Annotated in this window: 26 protein-coding genes; 14 read left to right on the top strand and 12 right to left on the bottom strand. The window is 73.4% G+C overall.

Features of this window, described 5'->3' with window-relative positions; translation table 11 throughout:
• Positions 1-64: 64 nt before the first annotated feature.
• Both I601_RS05700 and I601_RS05695 read right to left on the bottom strand, forming a co-directional pair.
• Positions 65-1,651, bottom strand: coding sequence for a glycerol-3-phosphate dehydrogenase/oxidase (locus I601_RS05700; protein ID WP_068107295.1), 1,587 nt, complete (start codon positions 1,649-1,651; stop codon positions 65-67).
• A complete protein-coding gene (locus I601_RS05695) occupies positions 1,648-2,259 on the bottom strand; it encodes a TetR/AcrR family transcriptional regulator (protein WP_068107292.1) in 612 nt (203 codons plus the stop codon). Before I601_RS05695 ends, I601_RS05700 begins: the two co-directional genes overlap by 4 nt.
• Before the next feature lie 74 nt (positions 2,260-2,333).
• On the opposite strand from I601_RS05695, the gene I601_RS05690 reads away from it, so the two are divergent.
• Both I601_RS05690 and I601_RS05685 read left to right on the top strand, forming a co-directional pair.
• Positions 2,334-3,896, top strand: coding sequence for an FAD-binding oxidoreductase (locus tag I601_RS05690; RefSeq protein WP_068107291.1), 1,563 nt, complete (start codon positions 2,334-2,336; stop codon positions 3,894-3,896).
• The gene (locus I601_RS05685) at positions 3,893-4,807 is read left to right on the top strand and encodes a diacylglycerol/lipid kinase family protein (protein ID WP_068107289.1); all 915 of its coding nucleotides are present in this window, start codon (positions 3,893-3,895) and stop codon (positions 4,805-4,807) included. Before I601_RS05690 ends, I601_RS05685 begins: the two co-directional genes overlap by 4 nt.
• 23 nt (positions 4,808-4,830) lie before the next feature.
• On the opposite strand, the gene I601_RS05680 is transcribed toward I601_RS05685, so the two are convergent.
• The 3 genes from I601_RS05680 to I601_RS05670 form a co-directional block, all read right to left on the bottom strand.
• Positions 4,831-5,508, bottom strand: a complete 678-nt coding sequence (locus I601_RS05680) for a hypothetical protein (RefSeq protein ID WP_157519919.1) — start codon at positions 5,506-5,508, stop codon at positions 4,831-4,833.
• A 47-nt stretch (positions 5,509-5,555) separates the two neighbouring features.
• Positions 5,556-6,749 carry an HNH endonuclease gene (locus I601_RS05675; protein ID WP_068107284.1) on the bottom strand — a complete coding sequence of 398 codons (1,194 nt, stop codon included), beginning with the start codon at positions 6,747-6,749 and terminating at the stop codon, positions 5,556-5,558.
• 148 nt (positions 6,750-6,897) lie between these two features.
• Positions 6,898-7,542: a hypothetical protein gene (locus tag I601_RS05670; RefSeq protein ID WP_068107282.1), complete on the bottom strand. Its 645-nt coding sequence runs from the start codon at positions 7,540-7,542 to the stop codon at positions 6,898-6,900.
• Between the two features lie 80 nt (positions 7,543-7,622).
• Here I601_RS05670 and I601_RS05665 point away from each other — a divergent pair, with 80 nt between their 5' ends.
• Positions 7,623-7,922: a hypothetical protein gene (locus tag I601_RS05665; protein ID WP_068107280.1), complete on the top strand. Its 300-nt coding sequence runs from the start codon at positions 7,623-7,625 to the stop codon at positions 7,920-7,922.
• Between the two features lie 59 nt (positions 7,923-7,981).
• On the top strand, positions 7,982-9,163 hold the full coding sequence (locus tag I601_RS21885) for a PKD domain-containing protein (RefSeq protein WP_157519917.1): 1,182 nt from the start codon (positions 7,982-7,984) through the stop codon (positions 9,161-9,163).
• A gap of 194 nt (positions 9,164-9,357) precedes the next feature.
• Here the strand turns inward: I601_RS21885 and I601_RS05655 are convergent, their stop codons facing one another.
• Complete coding sequence (locus tag I601_RS05655; RefSeq protein ID WP_169834666.1) at positions 9,358-10,035, bottom strand: pirin family protein; 678 nt, start codon at positions 10,033-10,035, stop codon at positions 9,358-9,360.
• A 16-nt stretch (positions 10,036-10,051) separates the two neighbouring features.
• On the opposite strand from I601_RS05655, the gene I601_RS05650 reads away from it, so the two are divergent.
• The 3 genes from I601_RS05650 to I601_RS05640 are packed head-to-tail and all read left to right on the top strand — an operon-like array spanning position 10,052 to position 13,480.
• A complete protein-coding gene (locus I601_RS05650) occupies positions 10,052-11,455 on the top strand; it encodes a GH1 family beta-glucosidase (RefSeq protein WP_157519915.1) in 1,404 nt (467 codons plus the stop codon).
• Between the two features lie 28 nt (positions 11,456-11,483).
• A complete protein-coding gene (locus I601_RS05645; RefSeq protein WP_068107275.1) occupies positions 11,484-12,557 on the top strand; it encodes a sulfotransferase family protein in 1,074 nt (357 codons plus the stop codon).
• Positions 12,554-13,480: a hypothetical protein gene (locus I601_RS05640; RefSeq protein ID WP_068107273.1), complete on the top strand. Its 927-nt coding sequence runs from the start codon at positions 12,554-12,556 to the stop codon at positions 13,478-13,480. Before I601_RS05645 ends, I601_RS05640 begins: the two co-directional genes overlap by 4 nt.
• Positions 13,481-13,542: 62 nt before the next feature.
• Here the strand turns inward: I601_RS05640 and I601_RS05635 are convergent, their stop codons facing one another.
• From I601_RS05635 to I601_RS05620, 4 genes are read right to left on the bottom strand one after another with little or no spacing between them, the layout of a single operon-like run.
• The gene (locus I601_RS05635; protein ID WP_068107271.1) at positions 13,543-14,697 is read right to left on the bottom strand and encodes an aminotransferase class I/II-fold pyridoxal phosphate-dependent enzyme; all 1,155 of its coding nucleotides are present in this window, start codon (positions 14,695-14,697) and stop codon (positions 13,543-13,545) included.
• The gene (locus tag I601_RS05630) at positions 14,694-15,143 is read right to left on the bottom strand and encodes an HIT family protein (RefSeq protein ID WP_068107268.1); all 450 of its coding nucleotides are present in this window, start codon (positions 15,141-15,143) and stop codon (positions 14,694-14,696) included. Before I601_RS05630 ends, I601_RS05635 begins: the two co-directional genes overlap by 4 nt.
• Before the next feature lie 32 nt (positions 15,144-15,175).
• Positions 15,176-17,236 carry an NADPH-dependent 2,4-dienoyl-CoA reductase gene (locus I601_RS05625; protein WP_068107266.1) on the bottom strand — a complete coding sequence of 687 codons (2,061 nt, stop codon included), beginning with the start codon at positions 17,234-17,236 and terminating at the stop codon, positions 15,176-15,178.
• Positions 17,233-17,763: a PadR family transcriptional regulator gene (locus I601_RS05620; RefSeq protein WP_068107265.1), complete on the bottom strand. Its 531-nt coding sequence runs from the start codon at positions 17,761-17,763 to the stop codon at positions 17,233-17,235. The genes I601_RS05625 and I601_RS05620 overlap by 4 nt, the downstream gene beginning before the upstream one ends.
• A gap of 62 nt (positions 17,764-17,825) precedes the next feature.
• On the opposite strand from I601_RS05620, the gene I601_RS05615 reads away from it, so the two are divergent.
• From I601_RS05615 to I601_RS05585, 7 genes are all read left to right on the top strand, one after another.
• Entirely contained in the window at positions 17,826-18,719 is an 894-nt protein-coding gene (locus I601_RS05615; protein WP_084527193.1) for an ABC transporter substrate-binding protein, read from the top strand.
• On the top strand, positions 18,716-19,582 hold the full coding sequence (locus I601_RS05610) for an amino acid ABC transporter permease (protein ID WP_068107261.1): 867 nt from the start codon (positions 18,716-18,718) through the stop codon (positions 19,580-19,582). The genes I601_RS05615 and I601_RS05610 overlap by 4 nt, the downstream gene beginning before the upstream one ends.
• Positions 19,579-20,346, top strand: a complete 768-nt coding sequence (locus tag I601_RS05605) for an amino acid ABC transporter ATP-binding protein (protein WP_157519913.1) — start codon at positions 19,579-19,581, stop codon at positions 20,344-20,346. Before I601_RS05610 ends, I601_RS05605 begins: the two co-directional genes overlap by 4 nt.
• Before the next feature lie 21 nt (positions 20,347-20,367).
• Positions 20,368-21,282 carry a glycerophosphodiester phosphodiesterase gene (locus I601_RS05600; RefSeq protein WP_157519911.1) on the top strand — a complete coding sequence of 305 codons (915 nt, stop codon included), beginning with the start codon at positions 20,368-20,370 and terminating at the stop codon, positions 21,280-21,282.
• A gap of 61 nt (positions 21,283-21,343) precedes the next feature.
• The gene (locus I601_RS05595) at positions 21,344-22,507 is read left to right on the top strand and encodes a CaiB/BaiF CoA transferase family protein (protein ID WP_068107257.1); all 1,164 of its coding nucleotides are present in this window, start codon (positions 21,344-21,346) and stop codon (positions 22,505-22,507) included.
• Positions 22,508-22,526: 19 nt separating this feature from the next.
• Positions 22,527-23,258 (top strand): glutamine amidotransferase, encoded by a 732-nt coding sequence (locus I601_RS05590; RefSeq protein ID WP_068107256.1) that lies wholly within the window; start codon positions 22,527-22,529, stop codon positions 23,256-23,258.
• A 65-nt stretch (positions 23,259-23,323) separates the two neighbouring features.
• Positions 23,324-24,790, top strand: coding sequence for a flavin-containing monooxygenase (locus tag I601_RS05585; RefSeq protein ID WP_068107255.1), 1,467 nt, complete (start codon positions 23,324-23,326; stop codon positions 24,788-24,790).
• 18 nt (positions 24,791-24,808) lie between these two features.
• On the opposite strand, the gene I601_RS05580 is transcribed toward I601_RS05585, so the two are convergent.
• Both I601_RS05580 and I601_RS05575 read right to left on the bottom strand, forming a co-directional pair.
• The gene (locus I601_RS05580) at positions 24,809-25,195 is read right to left on the bottom strand and encodes a hypothetical protein (protein ID WP_157519909.1); all 387 of its coding nucleotides are present in this window, start codon (positions 25,193-25,195) and stop codon (positions 24,809-24,811) included.
• Entirely contained in the window at positions 25,195-26,286 is a 1,092-nt protein-coding gene (locus I601_RS05575) for a hypothetical protein (RefSeq protein ID WP_068107251.1), read from the bottom strand. The genes I601_RS05580 and I601_RS05575 overlap by 1 nt, the downstream gene beginning before the upstream one ends.
• Positions 26,287-26,344 lie beyond the last annotated feature (58 nt).

The raw sequence follows: 26,344 nt of genomic DNA, 5'->3' as shown, positions 1-26,344 counted from the left end.
GCTCGTCATCATGGGTGCTCCTCGGGTGGGTCGTCCAGGGACGGACCCGACCGGGGCCCCAGACTCATCGCCGGGGCAGCGACCCGTTCGCCCGAGCGCGCTGCACCAGCGCGAGGGCGCGCTCGGCGAGCGGCTCGGCGAGCGCCCGGTCGGGCGCCACCAGCCCCACCCGCGTACGCCGGTCGAGGAGGTCGTCGACGTCGTGGGCACCCTCGTGGGTCACGGCGAAGACCAGCTCGGCCAGGGTGACCGGCACCGTCGGCGCCGCCGGGGCCAGCAGCTCCTCGTCGCTCAGCTGCTCACCGGCGCGCCCCGTCACCTCGTGTGCCTCGGCGAGCACCAGCGCGGCGTCGGTGCCGAAGCGACGCACGAGGCGGACCGGCTCCTCCAGCGCGTCGAGCACGACCCGGGGCGCGGCCCCGAGCAGCGGCAGGGTGGGCGTGGTGCACGGGTCGGCGTCGAGACCGGCGTGGGCGACCGCGGCGTCGACCGCGTCCTGCGCCATCCGCCGGTAGGTCGTGAGCTTGCCGCCGACGACCGTGACCATCCCGGTGCGTCCGGTCAGCACGGCGTGGCGCCGCGAGAGGTCCGCGGTCGAGTCGACCCCCTCGGAGTCGGCCACGTCGAGCAGCGGGCGCAGCCCGGCGAACGCGCCGACCACGTCCTCCCGGCGCAGCGGACCGGTGAAGGTCGCGGCCACGACGTCGAGGAGGAAGCCGATCTCGGGCTCGGTCGGCTGCGGCACGTCGGGCACCGGGCCCGGGGCCGGCTCGTCGGTGAGCCCGACGTAGATGGTGCCGTCGGGCTGGGGCAGCACCATCACGAAGCGGCTCGTCGAGCCGGGCACGGGTGCGAAGACGCTGGTGCGCAGCCCCGGCAACCGGTCGCCGCGCAGCACCAGGTGGGTGCCGCGGCTGGGGCGCAGCGTGACCTCGTCGGCCAGGTCGCCCGCCCAGACGCCGGTCGCGTTGACCACCGCACGGGCGCGCACGGTGCTGGTGGCGCCGGTGATCTCGTCGCGCAGCGCCACCTCGGTGCCGCTGGCGTGCAGGACCCGGGCGCGCGTGCGCACCTCGGCGCCGTACGCCGCCGCGGTGCGCGCGATGGTGGTGACCAGGCGGGCGTCGTCCTCGAGCTGGCCGTCCCAGCCGAGCAGCGCGCCCCGCAGCCCGGCCGGGCGCAGGCCGGGTGCCATCGCGAGCGCCTCGGTGCGGGAGAGGTGCCGTGGGCGGGGCAGCGTCTCGACGTCGGTGCCGGCGCCGCGTCGCAGCAGGTCGCCGGCCATCAGTCCGCTGCGCGAGAGGACGCGCTGCAGCGGGGCGGTGCCGGAGGTGATCGGGATCAGCATCGGCATCGCGCGGGCCAGGTGCGGGGCGGTGGTCTCCATCAGGATGCCGCGCTCGACGGCGCTCTCGTGGGCGACGCCGACCTGGCCCTGCGCGAGGTAGCGCAGACCGCCGTGGACCATCTTCGAGCTCCAGCGCGAGGTGCCGAACGCGAGGTCGTGGGCGTCCACGGCCAGCACGCCCAGACCACGGGTCGCCGCGTCGAGCGCGACGCCGGCGCCGGTGACGCCCAGACCGATGACGACGAGGTCGACGTCGGTGGGCGCGTCGGTGAGGCCGGCCCGGATGCGGGTGGGGCCGCTCACGGGCGCAGCATCCGGACCAGCAGGTGGCGCAGCTCGCCGTCGAGCTCGGCGGCACCCACCGTGTCGTCGACCATCGTGTGCAGCGACAGCACGAACCCGTGCACCGCGAGCACCAGGGTGCGCGCCATCGCGGGCGCCGGGCCGGTGCGGACCACACCGGCGGCCTGGCCGCGGACGATCTCGTCGGTCAGCATCGTCACGATCAGCTCCTGCGACCGGCCGCGGCGGTGGAACAGGTAGGGCAGCACCAGGTCGGGGTCGAGCTCGACGATCCGCACGAACAGCTCGTTGTGGCGCAGCGCGTGGATGGTGCGCAGCACCTCCGCGACCAGCGTGTCCACGAGGTCCTCGGATGCCGGGGCGGACTCCTGCTCGTCGGCGACGGAGCGGGCCACGAGGCCCGCCCACTCACGCGTCATCAGGTCGGCGAGCAGGGTGGGCATGTCGGCCCAGGAGCGGTAGATCGTCATCCGGGAGACGCCGGCACGGCGCGCCACCTCGGTGAGCGTCGTACGCCGCCAGCCGACGTCGAGGATGCAGGCGCGGGCCGCGTCGAGGTAGCTGTCGCGGGGGTCTGCTACCTCCTGCTTGTGACTAAGTGACGTCATGTGTAACACTGTAACACGTGACCCAGGACACCACTCGATCCAGCGACCTGCCCACCGGCGCACACCCTCGTGAGATGCACCCGCAGCGGTGGGGCGACCCGGCCGCCGCGACCGTGCTGCCCGACGCGGCGCGCGGCCTCGTCGAGCTCGCCTTCGGGCTGAGCGAGTCCCCGGCCGCCACCGACGTCGCACTGCCGCCGGTCGGGACCGACGAGGTGGTGCTCGAGGCGCTGCGCGCCGCCGTCGGCGCCCAGCACGTGCACGTCGACGACGAGACCCGCCGCCTGCGCACCCGGGGAAAGTCGACCCCCGACCTGCTGCGGGCCCGGGTCGGTGACCTCGTCGACGCCCCCGACGTGGTGGTGCGGCCCGGCAGCCACGAGGAGGTCGCGGCCGTGCTCGCCCTCGCGGTCGAGCACCACGTCGCCGTCGTGCCCTTCGGCGGGGGCACGTGCGTCACCGGGGGCCTGGCCGCGCGCCGCGACGGGTTCGCCGGCCTGGTCTCGCTCGACCTCGTGCGCCTCGACCGGCTGCTCGAGGTCGACGAGATCTCGATGACCGCCACCCTCGAGCCGGGCCTGCGCGGCCCCGAGGCCGAGGCGCTGCTCGCCGAGCACGGTCTGTGCCTGGGCCACTACCCGCAGTCCTTCCAGCACGCCTCGATCGGCGGGTTCGCCGCCACCCGCTCCTCGGGCCAGTCCAGCGCGGGCTACGGCCGCTTCGACCAGATGGTCGTCGGGTTGCGGGTGGCCACGCCGCGGGGCGAGTGGCGGCTCGGCTCGTCGCCGGCCAACGCCGCCGGCCCCGACCTGCGCCAGCTGGTGCTCGGCTCCGAGGGCGCGTTCGGCGTCATCACGGCCGTCACCGTGCGGGTGCGGCGACTGCCCGAGGTCAAGGTCTACGAGGGGTGGCGCTGGTCCTCCTTCGCCGAGGGCGCGACCGCGATGCGCACCCTGGTCCAGTCGGGCATGCTGCCGACCGTGCTGCGACTCTCCGACGAGGCCGAGACCGGTCTCAACCTCGCCCGTCCCGACGCCATCGGCGAGGAGTCCTCGGGGTGCCTGATGATCGTGGGCCACGAGGGCACCCGCGCCCAGGTCGAGTCCCGCCGCGCCGCGGTCACCGAGGTGCTCGCCGGCCTCGGTGGCACCCCGCTCGGCGAGGAGCCGGGCCGGTCGTGGGAGCACGGCCGGTTCCAGGCGCCGTACCTGCGTGACTCGATGCTCGACGTCGGCGTCCTCGTCGAGACCCTCGAGACCGCGACGTTCTGGTCGAGGGCCGACGCGCTGTACGCCGCCGTGCGCGAGGCGCTGGAGCGCGAGCTCGGCGCCGACGGCGGGTCGGCGATCGTGCTGTGCCACCTCTCCCACGTCTACGAGACCGGCTGCTCGCTCTACTTCACCGTGGCCACCTCCGCCGGGGACGACCCGCTCGGGCGCTGGGGGCGGGCCAAGGCCGCGGCCAACGACGCGATCGTCGCCCAGGGCGCCTCGATCACCCACCACCACGCGGTCGGCACCGACCACCGGCCGTGGCTGAGCGCCGAGATCGGCGACCTGGGCGCCTCGGTGCTGCGAGCCGTCAAGGCCGACCTCGACCCGACCGGGGTGCTCAACCCGGGAGTGCTGATCCCGTGAGCGCGCCCCGCTCCTTCACGTTCCTGGTCAACCCGCACTCCGGCGGCGGCGCGGCCCCCGAGGCCGTGGTGCCCGTCGCCCGGCTGCTGCGCGACGCTGGGGCGTCGGTCGACGTCACCTACTCACCGGGCCCGCGCGCCACCGATGCGCTGGTGCTGGCCGCCGTCGAGCGCGGCGACGTCGTGGTGTCGGTGGGTGGCGACGGGATGGTCTCGCACCTGGCGGGCGCGGTCTCCGAGGCCGGCGGCATCCTCGGGGTGCTGCCCGCGGGGCGCGGCAACGACTTCGCCCGGATGCTCGGGCTGCCGTCCGAGCCGGCGGAGATCGCCGAGCACTTCCTGCACACGGCCGTGCGCGAGGTCGACCTGCTCGAGTGGGCGCCGCCCGGCGGCCCGACCCGACTGGTCGCCGGATCGGTCTACTCCGGCATCGACGCCCGCGCCGCGGCCCTGGTCGACAGGATGCGGTGGACCCCGCAGAAGCTGCAGTACCCCGTGGCCGCGGTGCGCGCCATCGCCACCTACCAGCCCGGACGCTTCCGGGTCAGCGTCGACGGACAGGCGCAGGAGTACGCCGCCGCGCTGGTCGTCGTGGCCGGCTCGGCCTACTACGGCAAGGGCATGAAGGTCGCGCCCGGTGCGATCGTCGACGACGGGCTGCTCGACGTCATCGTGGTCGAGGCCGCCTCCCGCACCGCGCTGGTGCGGTCGTTCCCCAAGATCTACGACGGCTCCCACGTCGAGCTGCCCGAGGTCACCTGCCTGCGGGGCGCGCGCATCGAGCTCAACGCCGACGGTCGCACCCCGCTCCAGGTCGGCGGCGACGGCGAGCCGCTCGGCGAGCTGCCCCCGCTCGGCGCAGCGCCCGCTGTGGTGCAGGTGCGTCCAGGGGCGCTCCGGGTCATCGGTTAGCTGGACCAGGCGACGCGCCACCGTCACCGCGGGGCGTCCGGCAGACCGAATCGGGTCGCTTCCGGCCCTCCGAGAGTGATGAGGGGCGCTGCGACCAGGTCATCGTCCCTGGCCAGCGTGATGGTGAGGAAGACCCGCTTGTCGCTGGAATCGGTGTGCGTCGTCACTCGGATCGCCCCGTGTCGGGAGCCAGTGAAGGAGGGCAGCGAGGAGAGGTCGCCGGCGCGGAACAACGCGAGCAACGCGGCGGCGTCCTCGACCCCGCCGGTGACGAAACGACGTCGGGTGTGCAGCCGCCGCCCGGTCTCGAGGTCCTTCCAGCGCGCTGCGCTGCTCTGCCAGTGATAGACCAGTGCGACCGAGAAGCAGATCAAGATCATCAGGGCTGCCCCCACGACGACTCTGGGACCCGTCTCGGCGTCGACCACGATCGGAAGCTCGCCTGGCTTCTGTATGACGCCACCTCGACCGTCGTGGAGCCACTCGACCAGCGCGTGGAACCTCAGCGCGACGATCGCTGTCAGAGCGGCGGACGCCGCCGCCGCGGCCAGGATGAGCGGTCGCCCCGGCGCACGCGAGAGAGCGAACTGGTCCGGCAGGGCCGAGAGCACCGGATCGGCGCGCCAGGCCCGCAGCGACGCACCGTCCGGTCGACGCAGCGGTTCGATGCCGCGATCGCTGTCACCGGTTCCGTGGAGCACGGGCCGAGAGTAGAGGAGTGAGCAGGAGGGACCGAGCGAGGCCTGTGTCAGGCGGTGAGGACCCAGTGTCCGGGCCATTCCTCGATCCAGGTGGGTGCGGGTGGGGCGAGGCCGGGTGGGTCGGGTGCACGGGTATGGGTGGTCTGGCCGGCGGGTGAGGTGATCTGTACTTCGTGGGGGTCGAGGTCATCTCGGTGGAGGGCGGTGTGGGTCCAGTCGGGTTCTTCCTTGAGCTGGTTGCAGGCGGTGCAGAGCCCTTGGCCGTTGGTGGCGCTGGTGGGGCCGCCGGCGTGGTCGGGGGTGATGTGGTCGTGCTGTCGGATCGCGGCGTTGCACCAGGGGGTGCGGCAGGTCCGGTCACGCAGGGTGACGAACTGGCGCAGCAGTCCGTCGAAGGTGCGGGAGGTGGACTCCATGGCGACGAGGTGCTCGGTGTCGGCGAAGAGCCGCCGTACGCGGGTGCCTTGTTCGGGGGCGCAGGTGATGAGCTTGCGGGCCACGGAGGCGGGGATGGGGCCGCCGGCGCCGCCTGTCATGGGGACCAGCTCGGCGGGTTCGTCGCTGTCGCCGAGGAGGGTCTCGGCGGAGACGACGAGGTTGAGCGCGATGGGGGTGGCGACGGCGGTGACCTGGCCGGTGAGGCGGGCGACGAACAGGTCGGCGACGACCTGGCCGAAGGAGCGTTCCTCGCCCTCGTCGCACGTGTCCTGGGCGGCCTTCTCCTGAGCGGCGCGGGCGTGCAGGGACTGCATGATCGCGGCGGCGTGGACGTCGGAGACGGTGGCGGTGATCTGGGCGGTGCCGTCCTCGCGTCGTTGGCAGGTGACGTGGCGGTTGCGGTGGGCGCGCTCGCGGCGCTTGAGGACCGACTGCTCGTCGAGGTGCATCGCGATGCGTTGTGCGGCCAGGCGCAGCGCCCGGTCGCCGAGGGTGGTGCGGGCGCTGAGCAGGTCACCGAGCTGGGTGTCGTAGGCGCTGCGGGTGTTCATGGGCAGGTGCTCGGCCTCGGCGGTGCAGGCCATCGCGCGCAGCCGGGTGCCGCGGTGGGGTGACTCGTGGCGGGCGAGGGCGACCTGGGCGCCGACGGAGCGGTCGGAGGCGTCGGCCTGGAGGTCGTCGAGGTGGGCGGTGATCCGCACCTGGCGGGCGGCGAGGTGGGCCTTGAGCGCCTCCAGCTCCTCGAGCGCAGCGACGCACTCGCCCGGCGTACCGGGGAGCGGGTCGACATCCGTCTCGAACATGTGTTCGATTCTAGGTGGCTCGCGGACCCCTGTCCAGGGCCTGAGAATGGCTGTGGACGAGCTGACGCACCTGGATCGATCCGGTGCAGCGACCTCGCGGCGCGTCGCTTCGACCGCACCTGGGCGCTTCGGGGCCGTCCCGTCCGCGTCAGCCGTTCCCGGCCACGGTGCGGGCCAGCCGCTGCGCGGCGCGGCGTACGACGTCGGCGTCGGCGGGGTCCTCACCGACGACCGCCTCGGCCGGCACCAGCCCGGCGGCGAGGGCGGCGGGCCGGGTCAGCCAGGCCCAGGTCCTCCAGACGTCCATGCCGGCGGCGAGCAACGGCTCGAGGAGCTCCACCACCTCGGGGCGCACGCTTCCGTCGGCGTCGAGCTGGAAGGCCGGCACCATGGCACCGGAGGGCCCGGTCACCACCAGCAGCCGGTGCTGGCCGGCCGCCTTGTGGACCGCGAACCGGGTCCGCTCGAGCGTGGCGCCACGCAGCCGGGCCAGGCTCTCGTAGGTGTGCCACGCGCTGGCGAGCAGCTCGTCGTGCACCCGCGCCTGCCGGGCGATCTGCAGCAGCGGCACCGGGACGGCGTGCGCCGGGTCGCTGCCCTCCTGGTGCAGCACCGCGTCGAGGTCGGCGACCTGGGCGTCGTCGAGCTCGCCGCCGGTGCGCGGATCGGTCCACACCGCACGGCCGTCGTCGGCCCGGGCCAGGCTCGGCAGCCCGGCCTCGGCCAGGTGGTCGACCAGGCCGAGCTCCTCGAGCCAGGTCGCCAGCCGCTCGCGGGTGCTGTCGGGTTCCATGCGACCAGCCTGCCGCATCGCCGGCGGCGGCCCGACCGGGGCCGGCCGGGGCCAGACCGGGGCGCCCTACAGTGACGGGTGTGACCGAGCCCGTGCCGCCCCCCGGGCCCTCGACCACCCGTCCCGCCCGGCTCGCGCGCCGCGGTGGCTGGACCATCGCGATCGCCACCGCGCTGGCCCTGCTGCTGGTGCGCGTCACGGGCGACCTGCAGGCGCCGGGCATGGTCCTGGTCGGTGGTCTGATCTGGGGCGGCTTCCTGCTGCTGGTAGCGCTGGCGACCCATCTCGGCGGGCTCGGCGAGGAGGACCTGCGCCAGGAGGGTCGCCCGGGGGCCGGCCCGACTAGACCACTCGGTCGTGGGGGGTCACCCCTGAGGTGAAGCCGCGTTGAACCTAGGTATCCACCGAGCGCCATCCTCCACCGGAAGCGACCCCCATCATGAGGCTTCTCCCCACCGACCGTTCCTGGAGACGGACCGCGGCGACGGCCACGGCGGCCTGCACGGCCCTCGTGGGGCTGCCGGTCCTCGCGGTGTTCGCAGCCGTGAGCGCGCCCGCGGCGCCGGCCACGGCCCCCAGCAGCTGCGCCTACGACGCGCGCCTCTTCGACCCCGCGGGCGACGTCAACGACCTCCTGATCGTGCCCGTCGACCCCGCCCTCGACCCCGACGGCCTCGACCTGCGCGAGGCCTGGCTCAGCACCAACGACACCGACGACGCCATCACCTTCCACATCAAGGTCAGCGACCTGTCCGTGCTCAGCGGTGGACTGCGGGGGGCGAGCGAGCTCTTCACGTGGAGCTTCACCTTGAACGGGGCGTCGTACACGGTCCGGGCCGAGCGGCCACTCCTGCAGCCCACGCTGCCGATCGAGGCGCCCGGCGACTACAGCCTCCTCGACGCCGCCGGGGCGACGCTCAAGAGCGGCCTCGCCGGCAGCTTCGACCCGGCGCTCGACGTCGTCACGGTGACCCTCGCGCAGGCAGACCTGACCGGCTCCTCACCGGCCCAGACCGCCTTCAAGGTCGGCGACGTCGTCAGCGACTTCACGATCGTGTCCTCGCGGTCCCTGGTCGTGATCGACGCCGAGGCCGACCACGCCGTCGGCACCTGCTCGTACCGGATCGGCGACAAGACCCCCGGTCCCGACCCGACGACCACGGTGACGGCCACGGCCACAGCCACGGCCACGGCCACCGTGACGAGCGACCCGACGGCCACCGCGACCACCACGGTGACGAGCCAGCCCACGGCCACCGCGACCACCACCGTCACGAGCCAGCCCACGGCCACGGCGACCGCCACCGCGACCCAGACCGTGACCGCACCTCCGGGCAACCGGGCGCCGGAGATCAAGAAGATCGCGGCGAAGCCCCTCGAGGGGCAGGGCAAGGCCCGCGCCAAGTCGCCGATCCGCTTCCGGGTCAAGGCCACCGACGCGGACGGTGACAGGCTCAGCTACCGCTGGGACTTCGGTGACGGCAACAAGTCCCGCGACAAGAGGGCCATCAACCACTACGACTTCCGCGGTCAGTACCGCGTGGTCCTCCTGGTGAGCGACGGCATCGAGACCGTGAGGACCAGGTTCGTCATCAAGATCGGCAAGCCCAAGAAGCGCTGAGGCGCCGGTCCGGGAGGCCCTGGTCCAGACCACCGCGTGGGGCCCAGTGACCGTCCGTGCACCGGGTCGTTAGGCAGGCGTACCCCGGGGGGTAGCCGCTGACCAACCGGAGCTCACAACCACACCACGACCCCGTCGACCGAGGACCGACGGGGTCGTGGTGCGTCCGGGCGCGGACGGGGCTCAGGGCGAGCTCAGGACGCGAAGGTCCACACCAGGAGCTCGGTGTCGACGGCCGCGACCACCGGGTGGGCCGGCTCGTCGACGAAGCAGCACGCGTCCCCGGCGGCCAGCGGCTCGGCCAGCGAGAACCGCAGCAGCGCGCCGCGGGTCAGGAAGGCGTGCAGCCGTGGCGCGGCCGGCAGCTCGAGCCGCTCGCCCGCGCGCAGCCGCGCCACCGACAGCCGGGCCCCGGCCACACCGACCGGCAGCGGCGCGGGCACGAGCCCGGTCGCTGCGGGGTCCACGGCCGCGACGGCGTACGACGGCGTCGTGCCGGTCTCGTCGGGGCGCAGCCAGGTCTGCACGAAGCGGGTCGGGCCGGCGCCGAGGACGGCGGTCTCGGCGTGCCGGACGCCGCTGCCGGCGGAGAGCACGGCGAGCGAACCGGCGGGCACCACCTCCTCGCGGCCGGAGGAGTCGACGTGGCGCACCGCGCCGGAGACGACCCAGGTGACGATCTCGAGGTCGCTGTGGGCGTGCTCGTCGAAGCCCTGCCCGCCGGCGACGAGGTGGTCGTCGTGGCACACGATCGGGCCGAAGGAGAGCCGCTCGGGGTCGTAGTGCTCGCCGAACGAGAAGGCGTGCCGGGTCAGCCGACCCGGCACCCGGGTCGAGAAGCGGGAGGTTCCTCGGCGGATCTCGACGGTCACAGGCATCATTGTGCCGGTGCAGCAGCCAACGCCCGACAGCCCGCCCGGCGCCCCGTCCGGCGAGCGGGCCACCGTGCCGCCCGGGCCGCCCGCGCTGCCTCCGGGTTTCCGGCTCGGCACGGCGAGCTCGGCCTACCAGGCGGAGGGCGCCACGGACGTCGACGGGCGCGGGCCCTCGATCTGGGACACCTTCTCGAACCTGCCCGGCACCGTCCTCGACGGCTCCACGGGCGACCCGGCCTGCGACCACTACCACCGCTACCGCGACGACGTCGCGCTCCTGGAGCGCCTCGGCGTCGGGGGCCACCGGTTCTCGGTCTCCTGGTCGCGGGTCCAGCCGACCGGTCGCGGCCCGGTCAACGCCGCCGGCCTCGACTTCTACGACCGCCTCGTCGATGAGCTGCTGCACCACGGGATCGCCCCGATGGCCGCGCTCTACCACTGGGACCTGCCCCAGGCCCTTGAGGACGACGGCGGCTGGCTGAACCGCGACACCGTGGAGCGCTTCGCCGAGTACGCCGCCGTGGTGGGGGAGCGGCTCGCCGACCGGGTCGAGCACTGGATCCCGGTCGTGGAGCCGAGCACGGCCACCATCATGGGTCACGCCAGCGGCATGCACGCCCCGGGGCGCGAGATGGGCTTCGACAGCCTGCCGGTCGCCCACCACCTGCTCCTCGCCCACGGTCGGGCGGTGATCGAGCTGCGCGCGGCCGGCGCGTCCTCGGTCGGCTGCGCCAACAACCATGCCCCGATGTGGCCGCGCAGCGAGGACCCCGCCGACGTCGGCGCCACCAAGCTGTTCGACGCCCTGTGGAACGGGATGTTCCTCGAGCCGATGCTCCTGGGTCGCTACCCGGTCGACCTCGAGCCGCTGGTGGAGGAGGCGGTGCGCCCCGGTGACCTGGCCACCATCCGCCAGCCGCTCGACTTCTACGGCATCAACTACTACAGCCCCATCCGGGTCGGCGCCGCGCCCGAGGAGTCGCCCATCCCGTTCGCGCTCTACCCGCTGGTCGGCTACCCGGAGACCGACATCGGCTGGCCGATCGTGCCCGCCGCGCTGCGCGAGTGGCTGATCACCCTGCGGGCCCGCTACCGCGCGGCCCTGCCGCCGCTGATGATCACCGAGTCGGGAGCGGCGTACGGCACCGGCCCCGACGAGCACGGCGTCGTCGACGACCAGGAGCGCATCGCCTACCTCGACGCCCACCTGCGCGCGGTCGCCGCGGCGTGCCAGCGCGGTGTGGACGTGCGCGGCTACTACGTGTGGTCGCTGCTCGACAGCTTCGAGTGGGTGCACGGCTACAGCCAGCGCTACGGGCTGGTCCACGTCGACCACGCCACCCAGGTGCGCACCCCCAAGCGTTCCTTCGAGTGGTACGCCGCGCTGATCGCCGCCCAGAGCCGCTCGGTCGGCTGACCCGTCCGCACCTCGTAGGGTGACCTCCATGGTCGACGCCCCCCACATCTCGGAGCCCCCCGCCCAGCCGTCTGTCCCCGCGGCGGCGCCGCGCCGCGTCGTGCTCGTGGCGGGTCCGGAGCGCAGCGGCACCAGCGCCATGGCCGGGGCGCTGCAGGCGCTCGGCATGGGCGTGCCGGCTCCCGAGGTGGCGGCCGACGAGACCAGGCCCAAAAGGCTCGCGCAGTCGCAGTGGGTGCTCGACCTGCACGACGAGCTGCTCGAGCGCACCAACGTGGCGATGGACGACGCCCGACCCTCGGCGTGGTTCGACACCGGGCGGCTGAACAACTTCGAGCCGCTGCGCACCCGGGTGCACGACTGGCTCGAGGAGCAGCTCGTCGCCGGTGGGCCCGAGCTGGTCCTCAAGGACCCGCGGCTGGCGTGGTTCCTGGGGCAGTGGCGCTCGGCGGCCATGCGCTGCCAGGCCGAGGTGGGCCACGCCGTCCTGCTGCGCCCGGTCACCGAGGTCGTCGGCTCCCGGCAGCGCGCCCACGACGCCCGCACCAGCGAGGTGCACCGCACCGCCGCCTGGGTGAACCTGATGCTGCACCTCGAGCGCAGCACCCGCGGCCAGGCGCGTGCCTTCGTCCGCTACCACGACTTGCTGGACGACTGGACGGTCCCGGTCTTCGGCCTGGGTCAGCGCTTCGACCTCGACGCGGTCAAGGCCGCCTCGGCCAACGACATCCGTCGGGTGCACCAGTTCATCGACCCCTCGCTGCGTCGCGCCGCGCTGACCTGGGCCGACGTCGACGTGCCGACCCGGCTGCGCGACCTGGCCCAGGCCACCTGGGAGGCGCTGGACCGGCTGCCCGAGGACGGCGGGGACACCCCCGAGGTGCACGCGACGCTCGACGGGCTGCGCGCGGCGTACGCCGACATGTACGACGAGGCGCAGGCGCTGACCGGCTCCACCACCGACGCGGCGCGCCGCGAGGGCGCCCGGGCCGCCGCCGCTGCGCCGAGCGCGGTCGAGCGAGTGCCGCACTCGGTGCGCGCGATGGTCCCGCCGTCGGTGCGCCGCGGCCTGCGCAAGGTCGCCGGGCGGGAGCGCGGATGAGCCCGGTGCGGGGCGCGGACATCCCCAGCCTCGAGGGCGAGCACGACTACGACGTGCGCTGGCCCTGGCAGGACGGGCCGCTGGCCCCCGGCCTGACCTGCGTCTTCCGGCTCAAGAACGAGGCGCACAACCTGCCCTGGGTGCTGCCACCGATGCTCGAGGCCGTCCAGCACGTCGTCGTGGTCGACAACCTCTCCGACGACGGCACCCCCGAGGTGGCCCGACGCGTCGCCGAGGAGTGCGGCGCCGCCGACCGGGTCACCGTGACGTCGTACCCCTTCCAGGTGGCGCGCGCCGGCACCGAGCACCTGGCCACGCGACCCGACTCGGTGCACTCGCTCACGCACTTCTACAACTGGTCGTTCTCCCAGGTCCGCACCGCCTACTCGATGAAGTGGGACGGCGACATGGTGCTGACCCGCGAGGGCGTGAGCATCCTGCGCGACCTGGCCTGGCAGCTCGAGGACTCCGACGCGGTCGTGGCCGTCCCGCGCCACCCGCTGTCGGTCGAGAGCGACCGGGTGGCCTGGCTCGACCTGGGCTTCCGGTTCCTGGAGCCGTGGATCTACCCGATGGGCCCCGAGTTCACCTTCGTGAAAGCCTTCGAGTGGGAGGTGCGCGAGTTCCCCGAGTCCGCCACCCGCCTGGTCGCGCCGGAGGGACTGTGCGTGGAGCTGAAGTGGCTGGACCGCGACGAGTTCGCGCACTGGAGCGCCATGGACTTCGACAGCTCCCGCGCCCCGCGCAAGCGCCGCGAGTGGCAGGTCTACTCCGCCCTCAAGGAGGGCCGCGGTCACGAGGTCCCCGGCCTGCACCGCATCGAGTCGCCCGAGGGCGTGCACGTCGTCGACCACGTCACCCGGACCTGGCTGCCCCGGGCCGAGCGCCCGCTCGTGCGCCGCAAGGGCCGCCTCGAGGTCTGACCCACCGTCGGTCAGCGGTGCGAAAGTGACCGCTCGACGGTGCGAAAGTGACCGCTCGGCCGTCAGGTCAGGGCGGCGGCGAGCCGGGTGACGATCTGGACCAGCCGCTGCTCGGAGGTGGCGAGGTTGAGCCGGACGTGGCCCTCGAGGCCGGGCTGGTAGTCGTGGCCGGGCGCCAGGCGCACGCCGTGCTCGAGCGCGACGGCGGCGGGGTCGGCGACGCCGTAGGCGCGCAGGTCGAGCCAGGCCAGGTACGTCGCCTCGAGCGGGCGCACGCGTGCCTGGGGCAGGTGCTCGGCGAGCAGGTCGCGCAGGTCCTCGGCCTGCACCCGCAGCCGGGAGCGCAGGGCGTGCAGCCACAGGTCGCTGTCGCGCCACGCGGCCGCGCCGGCGACCATCCCGAGGCCGGAGTGGCCGTGGTTGGCCGCGATCGGCAGCGCGCGCAGCCGCTGGGTCTCCTCGGGGTCCGTCAGCACGATCTGGGCGGTCTTGAGGCCGGGGGTGCCGAACGTCTTGGAGTGGCTGGTGACCAGCACCGCCTCGGGGTCGACGCTCAGGTACGGGACGAAGCGCTCCTGGCCGGGCAGCACCAGCGGCGCGTGGACCTCGTCGACCAGCACCCGGGCGCCGTGCGCGTGCACCAGGTCGCGCAGCGCCTCGAGCTCGGCGCGGTGCGCGACCCGACCGAGCGGGTTGTGCGGGTGGCAGAGCAGCACGGTGCGGGCCCCGGCCTCGAGGTGCTGCTCGACGGCCGCCAGGTCCAGTGCGGCGGCGGCGCGGTCGTCGTGGTCGTGGTCGGGGTCGAGCCCGACGTACGCCGCCTCGCGCCCGGCCAGCGCGACCACGTCGCGGAAGGGCGGGTAGCACGGCAGCGGCACGACCACCGGTCCCGGCGGGCACAGCTCGTCGAGGGCGAGGCGGAGCCCGGTCACCACGTCGCCGACGGGGGTGGAGGAGTCCGCGGGGACGTCCCAGCCCCAGTGCCGCTCCGCGAACCCGCGGAAGGCGGCGTTGAGGTCAGCGGCCTGGGCGGTGCCGGGGTGGCAGGAGTAGCCGAGCATGCCGCGGCCGACCGCCGCCGTCAGGGCGGCCGTCACCGCGGGCGGCGGGGCGAAGTCCATCTCCGCCACCCAGGCCGGGACGGTGCCCTGCGGCACCGCACCCCACTTCAGCGGCAGGGCGGCCCGGGCCTCGGAGTCGGTGAGGTCGCGGATCATCTGCCGGCCCCGTCCTGCAGCCGGCGCCCCGCGGCGCCGATCCGGTCGGGGTCGCCGGCGGTCGGGGTCCAGGGGAGCGTGAGACGGTCGCGCTCCGGGTCGTCGACGTAGCGGGGCACGACGTGGAGGTGGAAGTGGAAGACGCTCTGCCAGGCCGCCTCGCCGGTGCAGTTGAGCAGGTTCACCCCGTCGGCGCCGAGCACCTCGAGCTGCCGCTTCGCCAGCCGCTGCGCGGTCAGTGCGCAGGCGCCCAGGTCCTCCGGCGTGATGTCGGTCAGGTCGACCGCGTGCGCCCGCGGCACCACGAGCAGGTGGCCGTCGGAGGCGGGGTTGATGTCCATGAAGGACACCGTCCGCTCGTCCTCGTCGACCCTGGTGGAGGGGATGGTGCCTGCCACGATCGCGCAGAACAGGCAGCTGTCGTCTCGGTGGATCTCGCCCGGCATGCCCCGACCCTAGTCAGCGGTGCCCCAGGTCCTCACAGGGCGGCCGCCACCCGGGTGCCCTGCTCGATGGCGCGCTTGGCGTCGAGCTCGGCGGCCACGTCGGCACCACCCACGAGGTGCAGGCCGGGGTGCGCCTCGGCGTGGCGGAGGTCGTCGAAGAGCGAGCGCACCGACTCCTGGCCGGCGCACAGCACCACGTGGTCGACGACCAGCCCGCGCGGCTCGCCGTCGACGGTGACGTGCAGGACGACGGCGTCGGCGCGCGCCTCGATGCGCTCGTACGTCGCACCCGCGACCTGGGTGACGCCCGACTGCTTGAGCACGGCGCGGTGCGCCCACCCTGAGGTCTTGCCCAGGTCCTTGCCGATGACCGAGGTCTTGCGCTGCAGCAGCGTGACCTCCCGGAACGGCTCGCGCGGCTTGCGCTCGGTCAGCCCGCCGGGGTGCAGGCTCGGGTCGCCGACGCCCCAGTGCGCCATCCACTCGTCGACGCCCGCCTGCTCGTCGGGGCCGGGCGCGGCCGGGTCGTGGACCAGCCAGTGGCTGACGTCGACGCCGATGCCGCCGGCACCGATGACCGCGACCCGGCGACCGGGCACGACCCGGCCCGAGAGGACGTCGGCGTAGGAGACCACCCGCGGGTCGTCGGCGCCGGGCAGGGCGGGCAGCCGCGGCTCGACGCCGGTGGCCACCACGACCTCGTCGAAGCCGGCGAGGTCGTCGGGCGTCGCCCGCGAGGAGAGCCGCACGTCGACGTCCAGGACCTCGAGGCGCCGGGTGTAGTAGCGCAGCGTCTCGGCGAAGTCCTCCTTGCCGGGCACCGCCATCGCCAGGCGGAACTGCCCGCCCAGGGCGGGGGAGGCCTCGAAGAGGGTGACGGCCAGCCCCCGCTCGGCCGCGGAGACCGCGGTCGCCAGGCCCGCCGGGCCGGCGCCGACGACGGCGACCGAGCGGCGTACGCGCGTGGGGGCGAGGACCAGCGTGGTCTCGCGGCAGGCGCGCGGGTTGACCAGGCAGGAGGCCGTCCTGTTGGCGAAGGTGTGGTCGAGGCAGGCCTGGTTGCAGGCGATGCAGGTGTTGATCTCGTCGGCCCGGCCGGCGGCGGCCTTCACCACGAACTCGGGGTCGGCCAGGAGCGGGCGCGCCATCGAGACCAGGTCGGCGTCGCCGTCGGCGAGGATCGACTCGGCGAGCTCGGGGCTGTTGATCCGGTTCGACGCGCAGACCGGCACCGAGACCTCGGCCTTGAGCCGTGCGGTCACCGAGCGCCACGCGGCCCGCGGCACCTGGGTGATGATCGTGGGGATCCGCGCCTCGTGCCAGCCGATGCCGGTGTTGAGGACGCTCACGCCCGCTTCGGTGAGCAGCTGCGCCAGGGTCAGCACCTCGTCCCAGCTCTGGCCGCCCTCGACGAGGTCGAGCAGCGAGATCCGGTAGACGATCGGCAGGTCGTCGCCGACGAGGTCGCGGGTGCGGCGCACCACCTCGACGGGGAAGCGCATCCGCTTCTCGGCGCTGCCGCCCCACGCGTCGCTGCGGTCGTTGGTCCGCTCGGCGAGGAACTGGTTGATCAGGTAGCCCTCGGAGCCCATGACCTCGACCGCGTCGTAGCCGCCCTTGACCGCGAGCGCCACGCTCCTCGCGAAGGCCGTCGCGGTCCGGTCGACCTGCGCCGCCGACATCGCGGACGGCTTGAACGGCGTGATCGGGCTCTTGCGGGCCGAGGCCGAGTGGATGAGCGGGTGGTAGCCGTAGCGGCCCGCGTGCAGCACCTGCAGCGCGATCGCGCCACCTTCCTCGTGGACCGCGTCGGTGACCTGGCGGTGCCGCATGGCCTGCATCCGGGTGGTCATCTCGGAGGCGAACGGCTTGAGCCAGCCACGCTTCGTGGGGGCGTAGCCCCCGGTGATGATCAGCCCGACCCCGCCGCGTGCGCGCTCCGCGGCGTACGCCGCCAGCTTGGCGACGTGCCAGGGCGCGTCCTCGAGCCCGGTGTGCATGGAGCCCATCACGACCCGGTTGCGCAGGGTCAGCGCCGCGGGGCCGGAGCCGAGCGTGATCGGGCTGAGCAGGTGCGGGTAGGGACTGGTCATGCGTGTGCCTCCAGGTACTCGGTGAGCCAGGTGACCCAGGTCTGCTCGGTCAGCACCCCGCCGCGCAGGACGAGGTACTGGTCCAGCGCCAGGCCGGTCAGGGTGGTGGGGTCGGGGTAGTCGCGGGCCGTCAGCTGCTCGTAGCGGGCCAGGCGGGCCACGTGCTCGACGAGCTCGGCGCGGACCACGTCGAGCACCGCGGCGCGCTCCCCGAAGGAGGCGCCGCGCATCTTCACGGCCAGCTCCGAGCGCAGCGGCTCGGCGCCGGTGGGCTCGGCCAGCCAGGAGGCGAGCACCTCGGCCCCGACGGGGGTGACCTCGTAGACCTTCTTGGCCGGTCGGCCGGCCTGCTCGACCGTGGTCGCCCCGACCCAGCCGTCGGACTCCATCCGCCCCAGGACCCGGTAGATCTGCTGGTGGGTGGCGCTCCAGAAGTAGCCGATCGAGCGGCTGAAGCGTCGGCTGAGCTCGAGTCCGGAGGCCGGCTGTTCGCGCAGGGCGACCAGCAGGGCGTGCTCGAGGGCCATGCGGACATCATGAACGACCTATGCAACGAGTTGCAAGCCCCGCGTCGTCCTACGATGCACCCATGCTGCGCCGGTCTGCGGTCGTCCCCGCCCTCGCCTCCCTGCCCCTGCTCCTCGGAGCGGTCGCCTGCGCGCCCGCCGACGAGGAGCCGACCGCGTCCGACCCGGGCGCCTCGGCCTCGGTCGACGCCGACGTCGACCCGGCCACCTGCGTCACCGACGACATGCTCCTCGAGGCCGGCACCCTGACCGTGGGCACCGACACCCCGGCGTACGAGCCGTGGTTCACCGACAACGACCCGACCAACGGCGAGGGCTTCGAGTCCGCGGTCGCCTACGCGGTGGCCGAGCGCCTCGGCTTCGGCGCGGACGAGGTGAGCTGGGCGCGGGTCCCGTTCAACACCTCCTACGCCCCCGGCGCCAAGGACTTCGACTTCGACATCAACCAGATCTCGATCACCCCCAAGCGCGCCGAGGTCGTCGACTTCTCGACCGGCTACTACCAGGCCGCGCAGGCTGTGATCGCGCTCGAGGGCACCGCCGGCGCCGAGGCCACGAGCCTGGCTGACCTGCAGGGCCTGCGTCTGGGTGCCCAGACCGGCACCACCTCGCTCACCGCGATCCGCGACATCGTCCAGCCCGAGACCGACCCGGCCGTCTTCGAGGACACCAACGCCGCCAAGCAGGCGCTGGCCAACGACCAGATCGACGCGGTGCTCGCCGACCTGCCCACCGCCTTCTACATCTCCGCGGTCGAGATCGAGGGCAGCACCATCGTCGGGCAGTTCCAGCCCGACACCGGTGAGCAGGAGGAGTTCGGGATCCTCCTCGAGAAGGACAGTGCGCTCACCTCCTGCGTCGACGCGGCGCTCGCCGCGATGCAGGAGGACGGCGAGCTCGAGGACCTCGAGCGGGAGTGGCTCTCCGACGTGGTCGACGTGCCCACCCTCCAGTGACGATCCCGGCCCCGGGGCCGGCCTGGGCGCCCAGCGACCGGGAGCTCGAGCGGCAGGACGTACGCCGCCGCCTGCGCCGACGCTCCCTGCTCGTCGCCGGCGCGTCGACCTCTGCGTTCTTCGTCCTGCTGGGCGTCGGCCTGGTGCTCTCGCCCGGCTGGGAGAAGGTGCGCGAGACGTTCTTCTCCTGGTCGGCGGCGCAGGACTCCTTCCCGCTGATGCTCGACGCGTTCTGGCTCAACGTCCGGATCTTCCTGGTCGCCGAGCCGGCCATCCTGGTGCTGGCGCTGCTGGTCGCAGTCATGCGCGGCACCCGCTCGGCCTGGCTGGCCCCGGTGCGCATCGTGGCGGTGGCCTTCACCGACATCATGCGCGGCATCCCCACGCTGCTGCTGGTGGTGCTGCTCGGCTTCGGCGTGCCGGCGCTGCAGCTCCAGGGCCTGACCACCGACCGTCTGGTCTGGGCCACGGTCGCGCTGATCCTGTCCTACTCCGCCTACGTCGCCGAGGTCTTCCGGGCCGGGATCGAGTCCATCCACCCCTCCCAGATCGCCAGCGCCCGGGCGCTCGGACTCGGGCCGGTGCGCACCCTGCGCCACGTCGTGGTGCCGCAGGCGGTGCGCCGGGTGGTGCCGCCGCTGCTCAACGACTTCATCTCGCTGCAGAAGGACACCGCCCTGGTCTCGCTCGTCGGCGTCTACGACGGCGTCTTCGCCGCGCGCGACTACGCGTCGTACAACTTCAACTACACCTCGCTGGTCGTGGTCGCGCTCTTCTTCATCGTGCTCACCGTCCCGTTGGCCCGGTTCACCGACTGGCTGCAGCGCCGGGTCATGGAGCGCGAGCGGGCGGGGTCGCTGTGAGCGCGCTCGTGCAGGTGACCGGGCTGCGCAAGAGCTACGGCGACCGGGTGGTGCTCGACGACGTCTCGCTGAGCATCGAGCCCGGCGACGTCGTGTGCCTGATCGGCTCGTCGGGCTCGGGCAAGTCGACCCTGCTGCGGTGCCTCAACCTGCTCGAGGACATCGACGACGGGGTCATCACCTTCGAGGGTCGGGAGATCTCCGACCCCCGCACCGACCCCCGGGAGGTGCGCCGCCGGATCGGGATGGTCTTCCAGGCCTACAACCTCTTCCCGCACCTCACGGTCCTGGAGAACTGCACGCTGGCCCCGCGGCACGCCCACGGCCTGCGCCGCAGGGCCGCCCGCACGCGGGCGCTGGAGCTGCTGGAGCGCTTCGGGTTGGCCGAGCACGTCGACAAGCACCCCGACCGGCTCTCCGGCGGTCAGCAGCAGCGCGCGGCCGTCGTCCGTGCCCTGTGCACGCAGCCGACGCTGCTGCTGCTCGACGAGATCACCGCCGCGCTCGACCCCGAGCTGGTCGGGGAGGTCCTCGACATCGTGCGAGAGCTCGCCGCCGGCGGCACCACGATGGTGCTGGCCACCCACGAGATGGCCTTCGCCCGCGACGTGGCCACCAAGGTCGCCTTCCTCGACGACGGGCGGATCCTCGAGCAGGGCCCGCCGTCGCAGATCTTCACGAACCCTCGCGAGGAGCGCACCCGCGCCTTCCTCCGGCGGGTGCTCGACGGTGGGACGAACACCACACGTGCGCCGAACGCCTGACGGCACGGGCCGCGCCCTGGTGTGATCTCCGCTGGCGTCGACTGCGGCGCGGTCGAGAGGACGTACGAGGACATGGCGCGGCACAGCCCGACCAGGATGACCCGCGCCGTGACCACGGCGGCCCTGACGCTCGCGCTGGCGTCCGGCGGCCCGGCCGCGCAGGCCGAGGAGGACGCGGCGGCGAGCACCCACGTCGGTGACTACCGTGTCGTGGCGCACCGCGGGGCGCCGGCCCGCCACGTCACCGAGAACACCCTGCCGGCGCTGGAGCGGGCGGTGGGCACCGGGGCGAGCGCGGTCGAGCTCGACGTCTCGCTGACCGCGGACGGCGGGTTCGTCCTGCTGCACGACGCCACCCTGGACCGCACGACCACCTGCCGCGGACCCGCCGTACGCCGCTCGCTGCGCTGGATCCGCAGCCACTGCCGCGGCGTCCGCGGGCGCGAGCCGGTGCCCTCGCTCGACGCTGCGCTGGCCTACCTGCGCGGCACGGACGTCGACCTGCTGCTGGAGATCAAGCGGCACCCCGGGGCCGAGTGGGACGCCGCGGCCCTGACCCGGCTCCGGGCCGCGGTCGAGAAGGCCGGGATGCGGGACCGCACGCTGCTGCTGTGCTTCCACGCACCGACCTTGGCGCTGGCCGAGCAGACGGTGCCCGACCTCGAGACGCAGTGGATCGTCACCTCGTGGAAGCAGCAGGTGCACCGGGCGCGCCGCGACCCCACCACCTGGGTCGACGGGGTGAACGTCTGGGTGCGTCAGCTCACGCGCAAGCGGGTGCGCCGCCTGCAGGCCGCCGGCCTGCTGGTGCTGGGCCGCAACACCCAGGCCCGCCGGGACTGGGCGCGACTGCGCCGCTACGGCGTCGACGGCGTGATGACCGACGACGTCCCCGGCTACCGGACCTGGAGCCGGAAGCAGGGCCAGGGGCGCTGAGCGTCTCGCCGGACGAACCTCCCGCTGGCACCGTGACAGCGGTGCTGTCAGGATGCGTGCCATGAGCATCGAGCTGGGCACCAAGACCGGTCCGCTGAAGGGCGTCCGCGTCGTCGAGATCGCCGGGATCGGTCCCGGACCGCACGCCTGCATGATCCTGGCCGACCTCGGCGCCGACGTGATCCGGGTCGAGCGGCCGGGCGGGCAGATGCTGAGCGGCGGCAGCCACGACCTGCTCAACCGGGGCCGGCCCAGCGTCGCCCTGAACCTCAAGGACCCCGAGGCCGTGGCCACCGTGCTCGACCTGGTCGCGAGCGCCGACGTGCTCGTCGAGGGGATGCGCCCCGGCGTCCTGGAGCGGCTCGGGCTGGGCCCCGAGGAGTGCCACGGGCGCAACCCCGCGCTCGTCTACGGCCGGATGACCGGCTGGGGCCAGAGCGGTCCGCTGAGCACCGCGGCCGGGCACGACATGAACTACATCGCGATCACCGGCGCGCTGCACGGGCTGGGCCAGGACAGGAGCCGCCCGCACTTCCCGGGCAACCTCGTCGGCGACTTCGGCGGCGGGTCGACGTACCTGGTCATCGGGATCCTGGCCGCGCTGCTCGAGGCCAAGGTCAGCGGGCAGGGCCAGGTCGTGGACGCGGCGATCGTCGACGGCACCGCGCACCTCAACGCGATGGGCGCCTCGTTCCTGGCCTCCGGCGTCTTCACCGAGGACCGGGTCTCGAACCTGCTCGACGGCGGCGCCCCGTTCTACGACATCTACGAGACCTCCGACGGCCAGCACATGAGTGTCGGCGCCCTGGAGCCCCAGTTCTTCGCCACCTTCGTGCGGCTGCTGGGGGTGGAGGACCGCTGCCCGGGCCAGTTCGAGCTCGAGCAGTACGACGAGATGCGGGCCCTGTTCGCCGAGACCTTCGCGCAGCGCACCCAGGCTGAGTGGGTCGAGCTCTTCGAGGGCACCGACGCCTGCGTGGCCGGCATCCTCCCCCTGAGCCGCGCCGTCGAGCACCCGCACCTCGCGGCCCGCGAGACCTTCGTGACCAAGGACGGGCTCGTGCAGCCGCAGCCGGCCCCGCGGTTCTCGCGCACCGCCGCCACCCTCGACCTGCCCCCGGCCCCGGTCGCCGGTGCCCACACCCGCGAGGCCCTGACGGCCTGGGGGGTCGCGGACGTCGACGGGCTGATCGAGCGAGGGGCCGCGGTCCAGGCCGAGGCCTGAGAGCGACTAGCCTGCGCGGGTGCTGCCCTTCCTGTTCCTCGGCACGCGCGCCGAGGACGAGGCCGCGGACGGCGAGTACCACGCCGTACTGCGCTGCGCCGGCCTCGACGAGCGCGACGTACGACGGGTGCGGCTCGAGCGGGGCGCCCTCGGTGAGGTCGACCTCGCCGACTGGTCCGGGGTCGTGCTCGGCGGCAGTCCGTTCAACCTCTCCGACCCGCCCGAGGCCAAGAGCGACGTGCAGCGCCGCGTCGAGGCCGAGCTGCGGGCGCTGGCGCTGCGGGTGGTCGCGGCGGACTCCCCCTTCCTCGGCGCCTGCTACGGCATCGGCACCCTCGGGTCCCTGCGCGGCGGCCTGGTCGACCGCACCTACGGCGAGCCGGTCGGCGCGCTCGACGTGGCGCTGACCGGGGCCGGGCTCGACGACCCGCTGCTGGGGGTGCTGCCTGCGCGCTTCGACGCGTTCGTGGGCCACAAGGAGGCGGTGGCCCGCCTCCCGGAGGGCGCGGTGCTGCTGGCCGGCTCCGCGACCTGCCCGGTGCAAGCCTTCCGGCTCGGCCGCCACGTCTACGCCACCCAGTTCCACCCCGAGCTCGACGCCGAGGGGCTGGTGCGGCGGCTCACGATCTACCGCGACCACGGGTACGTCGCCCCCGGCGGCCTCGAGGACGCCCTCGCCGGCGCCCGGGCCGCCGACGTCACCGCGCCGCCGCGGCTGCTGGCCCGGTTCGTCGAGCTCTACGCGCGCTGACACCGCCCAGGTCCTGTTGCTGAACATCTGTCAATAGCACGGGATCTCGATTACAGTTCCCGTCCATGAGCACTCCCGAGTCCCCTGACGCGACCGCACCCGAGCACGTCGACGTGCTGGTCGTCGGCGCCGGCCTCTCCGGCATCGGTGCCGCGGCCCAGGTCCTGTCCCGCGTCCCTGGGACCAGCGTCGCGGTCCTCGAGGGCCGCAGCGTCAGCGGCGGCACCTGGGACCTGTTCCGCTACCCCGGCATCCGCTCGGACTCCGACATGTTCACCTTCGGCTACCACTGGCGCCCCTGGCCCAGCGACACCGCGCTCGCCGACGGTCCGCTGATCCTCGACTACCTGCGCACGGTCGCCGAGGAGTACGACGTGGAGCAGCGGATCCGCTACGACCACCGGGTCAGCGCCGCGTCGTGGGACAGCAGCACCCACCGGTGGACGGTCACCTACGAGCACGAGGACCGGGAGCAGCAGACCACCTGCGGCCTGCTGTGGGCCGCCTCGGGCTACTACGACTACGACGAGGGCCACGCACCCGAGTTCCCCGGCGCCCAGGACTTCCGTGGCCGGCTGGTGCACCCGCAGTTCTGGCCCGAGGACCTCGACTACACGGGCAAGAAGGTCGTCGTCATCGGCTCCGGCGCCACCGCGATCACCCTGGTGCCGGCGATGGCCGGGACCGCCGGGCACGTCACCATGCTGCAGCGCTCGCCGTCGTACGTGCTGACGCGGCCGGGTACCGACCCGGTGGCCGCGAGGCTCTCGCGGCTGCCCGCCAGGATCAAGCACCCGATCACCCGCTGGAAGAACATCATGGAGGCGGTCATCTCCTACCAGCTCTTCCAGCGCAAGCCAGAGTGGGGCAAGAAGCTCATCCGCGACCAGACGGTCAAGCAGCTGCCCGACGGCTTCGACGTCGACACGCACTTCCGCCCGGCGTACAACCCGTGGGACCAGCGGCTGTGCTTCGTGCCGGACGGCGACCTGTTCCGCGCGCTGCGCCGCGGCGAGGCCTCGGTGGTCACCGACACCATCGAGACGTTCACCGAGACCGGGATCCGGCTCTCCTCGGGCGCCGAGCTCGAGGCCGACGTGGTCATCACCGCCACCGGGCTGAAGCTCAAGGCCTTCGGCGGCATCCGCCTCAGCGTCGACGGCACCGAGATGAAGCTGCACGAGACGATGGCCTACAAGTCGCTGATGCTCTCCGGCATCCCCAACTTCCTCTACACGATCGGCTACACCAACGCCTCGTGGACGTTGAAGGCCGACCTGGTCGCCGACTTCGCCGTCCGGATGCTCGAGCACCTGCGCGAGCACGGCCACCGCTCCTTCGTGGCGGAGAAGGACCCCACGGTCGCCGAGCGGCCCTTCATGGACTTCCAGTCCGGGTACGTCGTGCGCGCCCTCGACGAGCTGCCGCGCCAGGGCGACCGCGCGCCGTGGATGCTGAAGCAGAACTACCTCACCGACCTGCGCACGATCCGCCGCGACCCCATCGACGACGGGGTGCTGACCTTCCGCTGAGCGCGCCCGGTGCCCGGGTCACCCCCAGCGGTGCGGGCCGCGGTCCTCGCGGCCGGGCCCCTCACCGGGGTCGGCCGCGGGTTCGCGGAGCTGGTCGATCTCGGCGTCCGCGGTCTGTGCGCTCCCCGTCTCCTCGGCCACGAGGTCACGCTCCTCGGGGCTGAGCTGGTCGAGGCCCCGCTGGAGGTTGTCGAAGCTCGTCTCGGCCATCTGCCAGAACGAGGCGTGCGCGAAGACACGGCGGACGCTCTCACGCCCGGCGAGCACCGACCTGACGAGCTGACGCAGCTCAGGATCCTCGGTGCGGCGCGAGATCACCGCCAGGGTCGCCCGGAGGCGCCGCGCCTGCGCCACGTCGCCACGGGTGAGCTGGTCGATCCCGGAGAAGTCGTCGACGTCGGCCATCACTGGGCCCCGTTCGCGTAGGGAGCCGTCGGGAAGGTCGAGTCGATGTCACCGTCGCGGAAGGCGGAGGCGATGAAGGTGGTCAGCCCGAGGAAGCTCTCGACCGCCGTGGTGACGCTGCCCGTGTACTTGAGGAACAGGGCGACGGCCTGCTGGGTCTTCCAGACCTGGTAGGCGCCGATGACGCTGATGATGACGTTGATGCCGGGCACGGAGGCCAGGCAGCCCGCCGCTGCCAGCTCTGCGACACAGATGAGGACCTGGTCGATCGCGTTCGCGAGGGCTCCGCTCAGGAGCTCGGCGATCTGCGCGCAGGTCTGCACCAGCAGCTCGTACTTCTCACCCAGGGTGTCGAGCTCGGCGGCATGCGTGCCCAGCGCGTTGGCCAGCTCGTGGAAGTAGGCCGTGGCGGCGTCGGCGGCCACGCCGCTCCACTGGCTGGTCATCTGCTGCAGCCCCACGACGATCGTCTCGGCCGCCTGGCGCTCGAAGGCGGCGAGCGCCTCGGCCGCGTGACCGGCCTGGGCCAGCTCGTCGTAGTCCCCGACGACCGCCTGGGTGAGGTCCTTCACGGGGTCCAGCCCGAACAGCGAGCAGATCTTGAGGGCGAGGCCGGCGATGGAGAACCAACCCGCCTTGTCGATCACCCAGTGCACCATGTCCGGGATCGGTGCGTCCTTCGAGGGCGTGGCCGACAGCAGGGACGCCGGGTCGACGACCCGGGCGCGCGACGACGGTGCCTCGTCCAGGGCGTGCGGGGCCACCCCGGGCCACAGTGCGTCCGCCTTGGCGCTCACCTGCGTGTCGGTGTCGCGGTAGACCTGGGCGGAGGTGTCGAGCGCCGCCGCCGATCTCCGCAGGATCGTCGCGACCTGCGGGTAGATCCCCTCGAGGTGCGTCACGACGTTGCGGTTGGCCAGGTAGATCTCGGCGAAGAGGTCACCCGCGTCGTGCGGCACCGAGGAGTAGGAGTCGACGTAGCCGACCGCCGTCGTCGAGAACGCCCGATCCAGGTCGACGCTGTCGCTGCCTCCGGAGAGGATGCCTGAGAACGTGTTCAGGGCTGAGGGGTGGACGTCGAACTGGCCCATGAGACTCCTCGTCGGTGCGGCCGGGACGCGGCGTCGGCGGCGTTTGCTTCACTTGCCC

The sequence above is a fragment of the Nocardioides dokdonensis FR1436 genome, from assembly GCF_001653335.1.
In the GTDB taxonomy this organism is placed as follows: Bacteria; Actinomycetota; Actinomycetes; order Propionibacteriales; family Nocardioidaceae; genus Nocardioides; species Nocardioides dokdonensis.
This window is presented reverse-complemented; position numbering and strand designations above follow the sequence as displayed.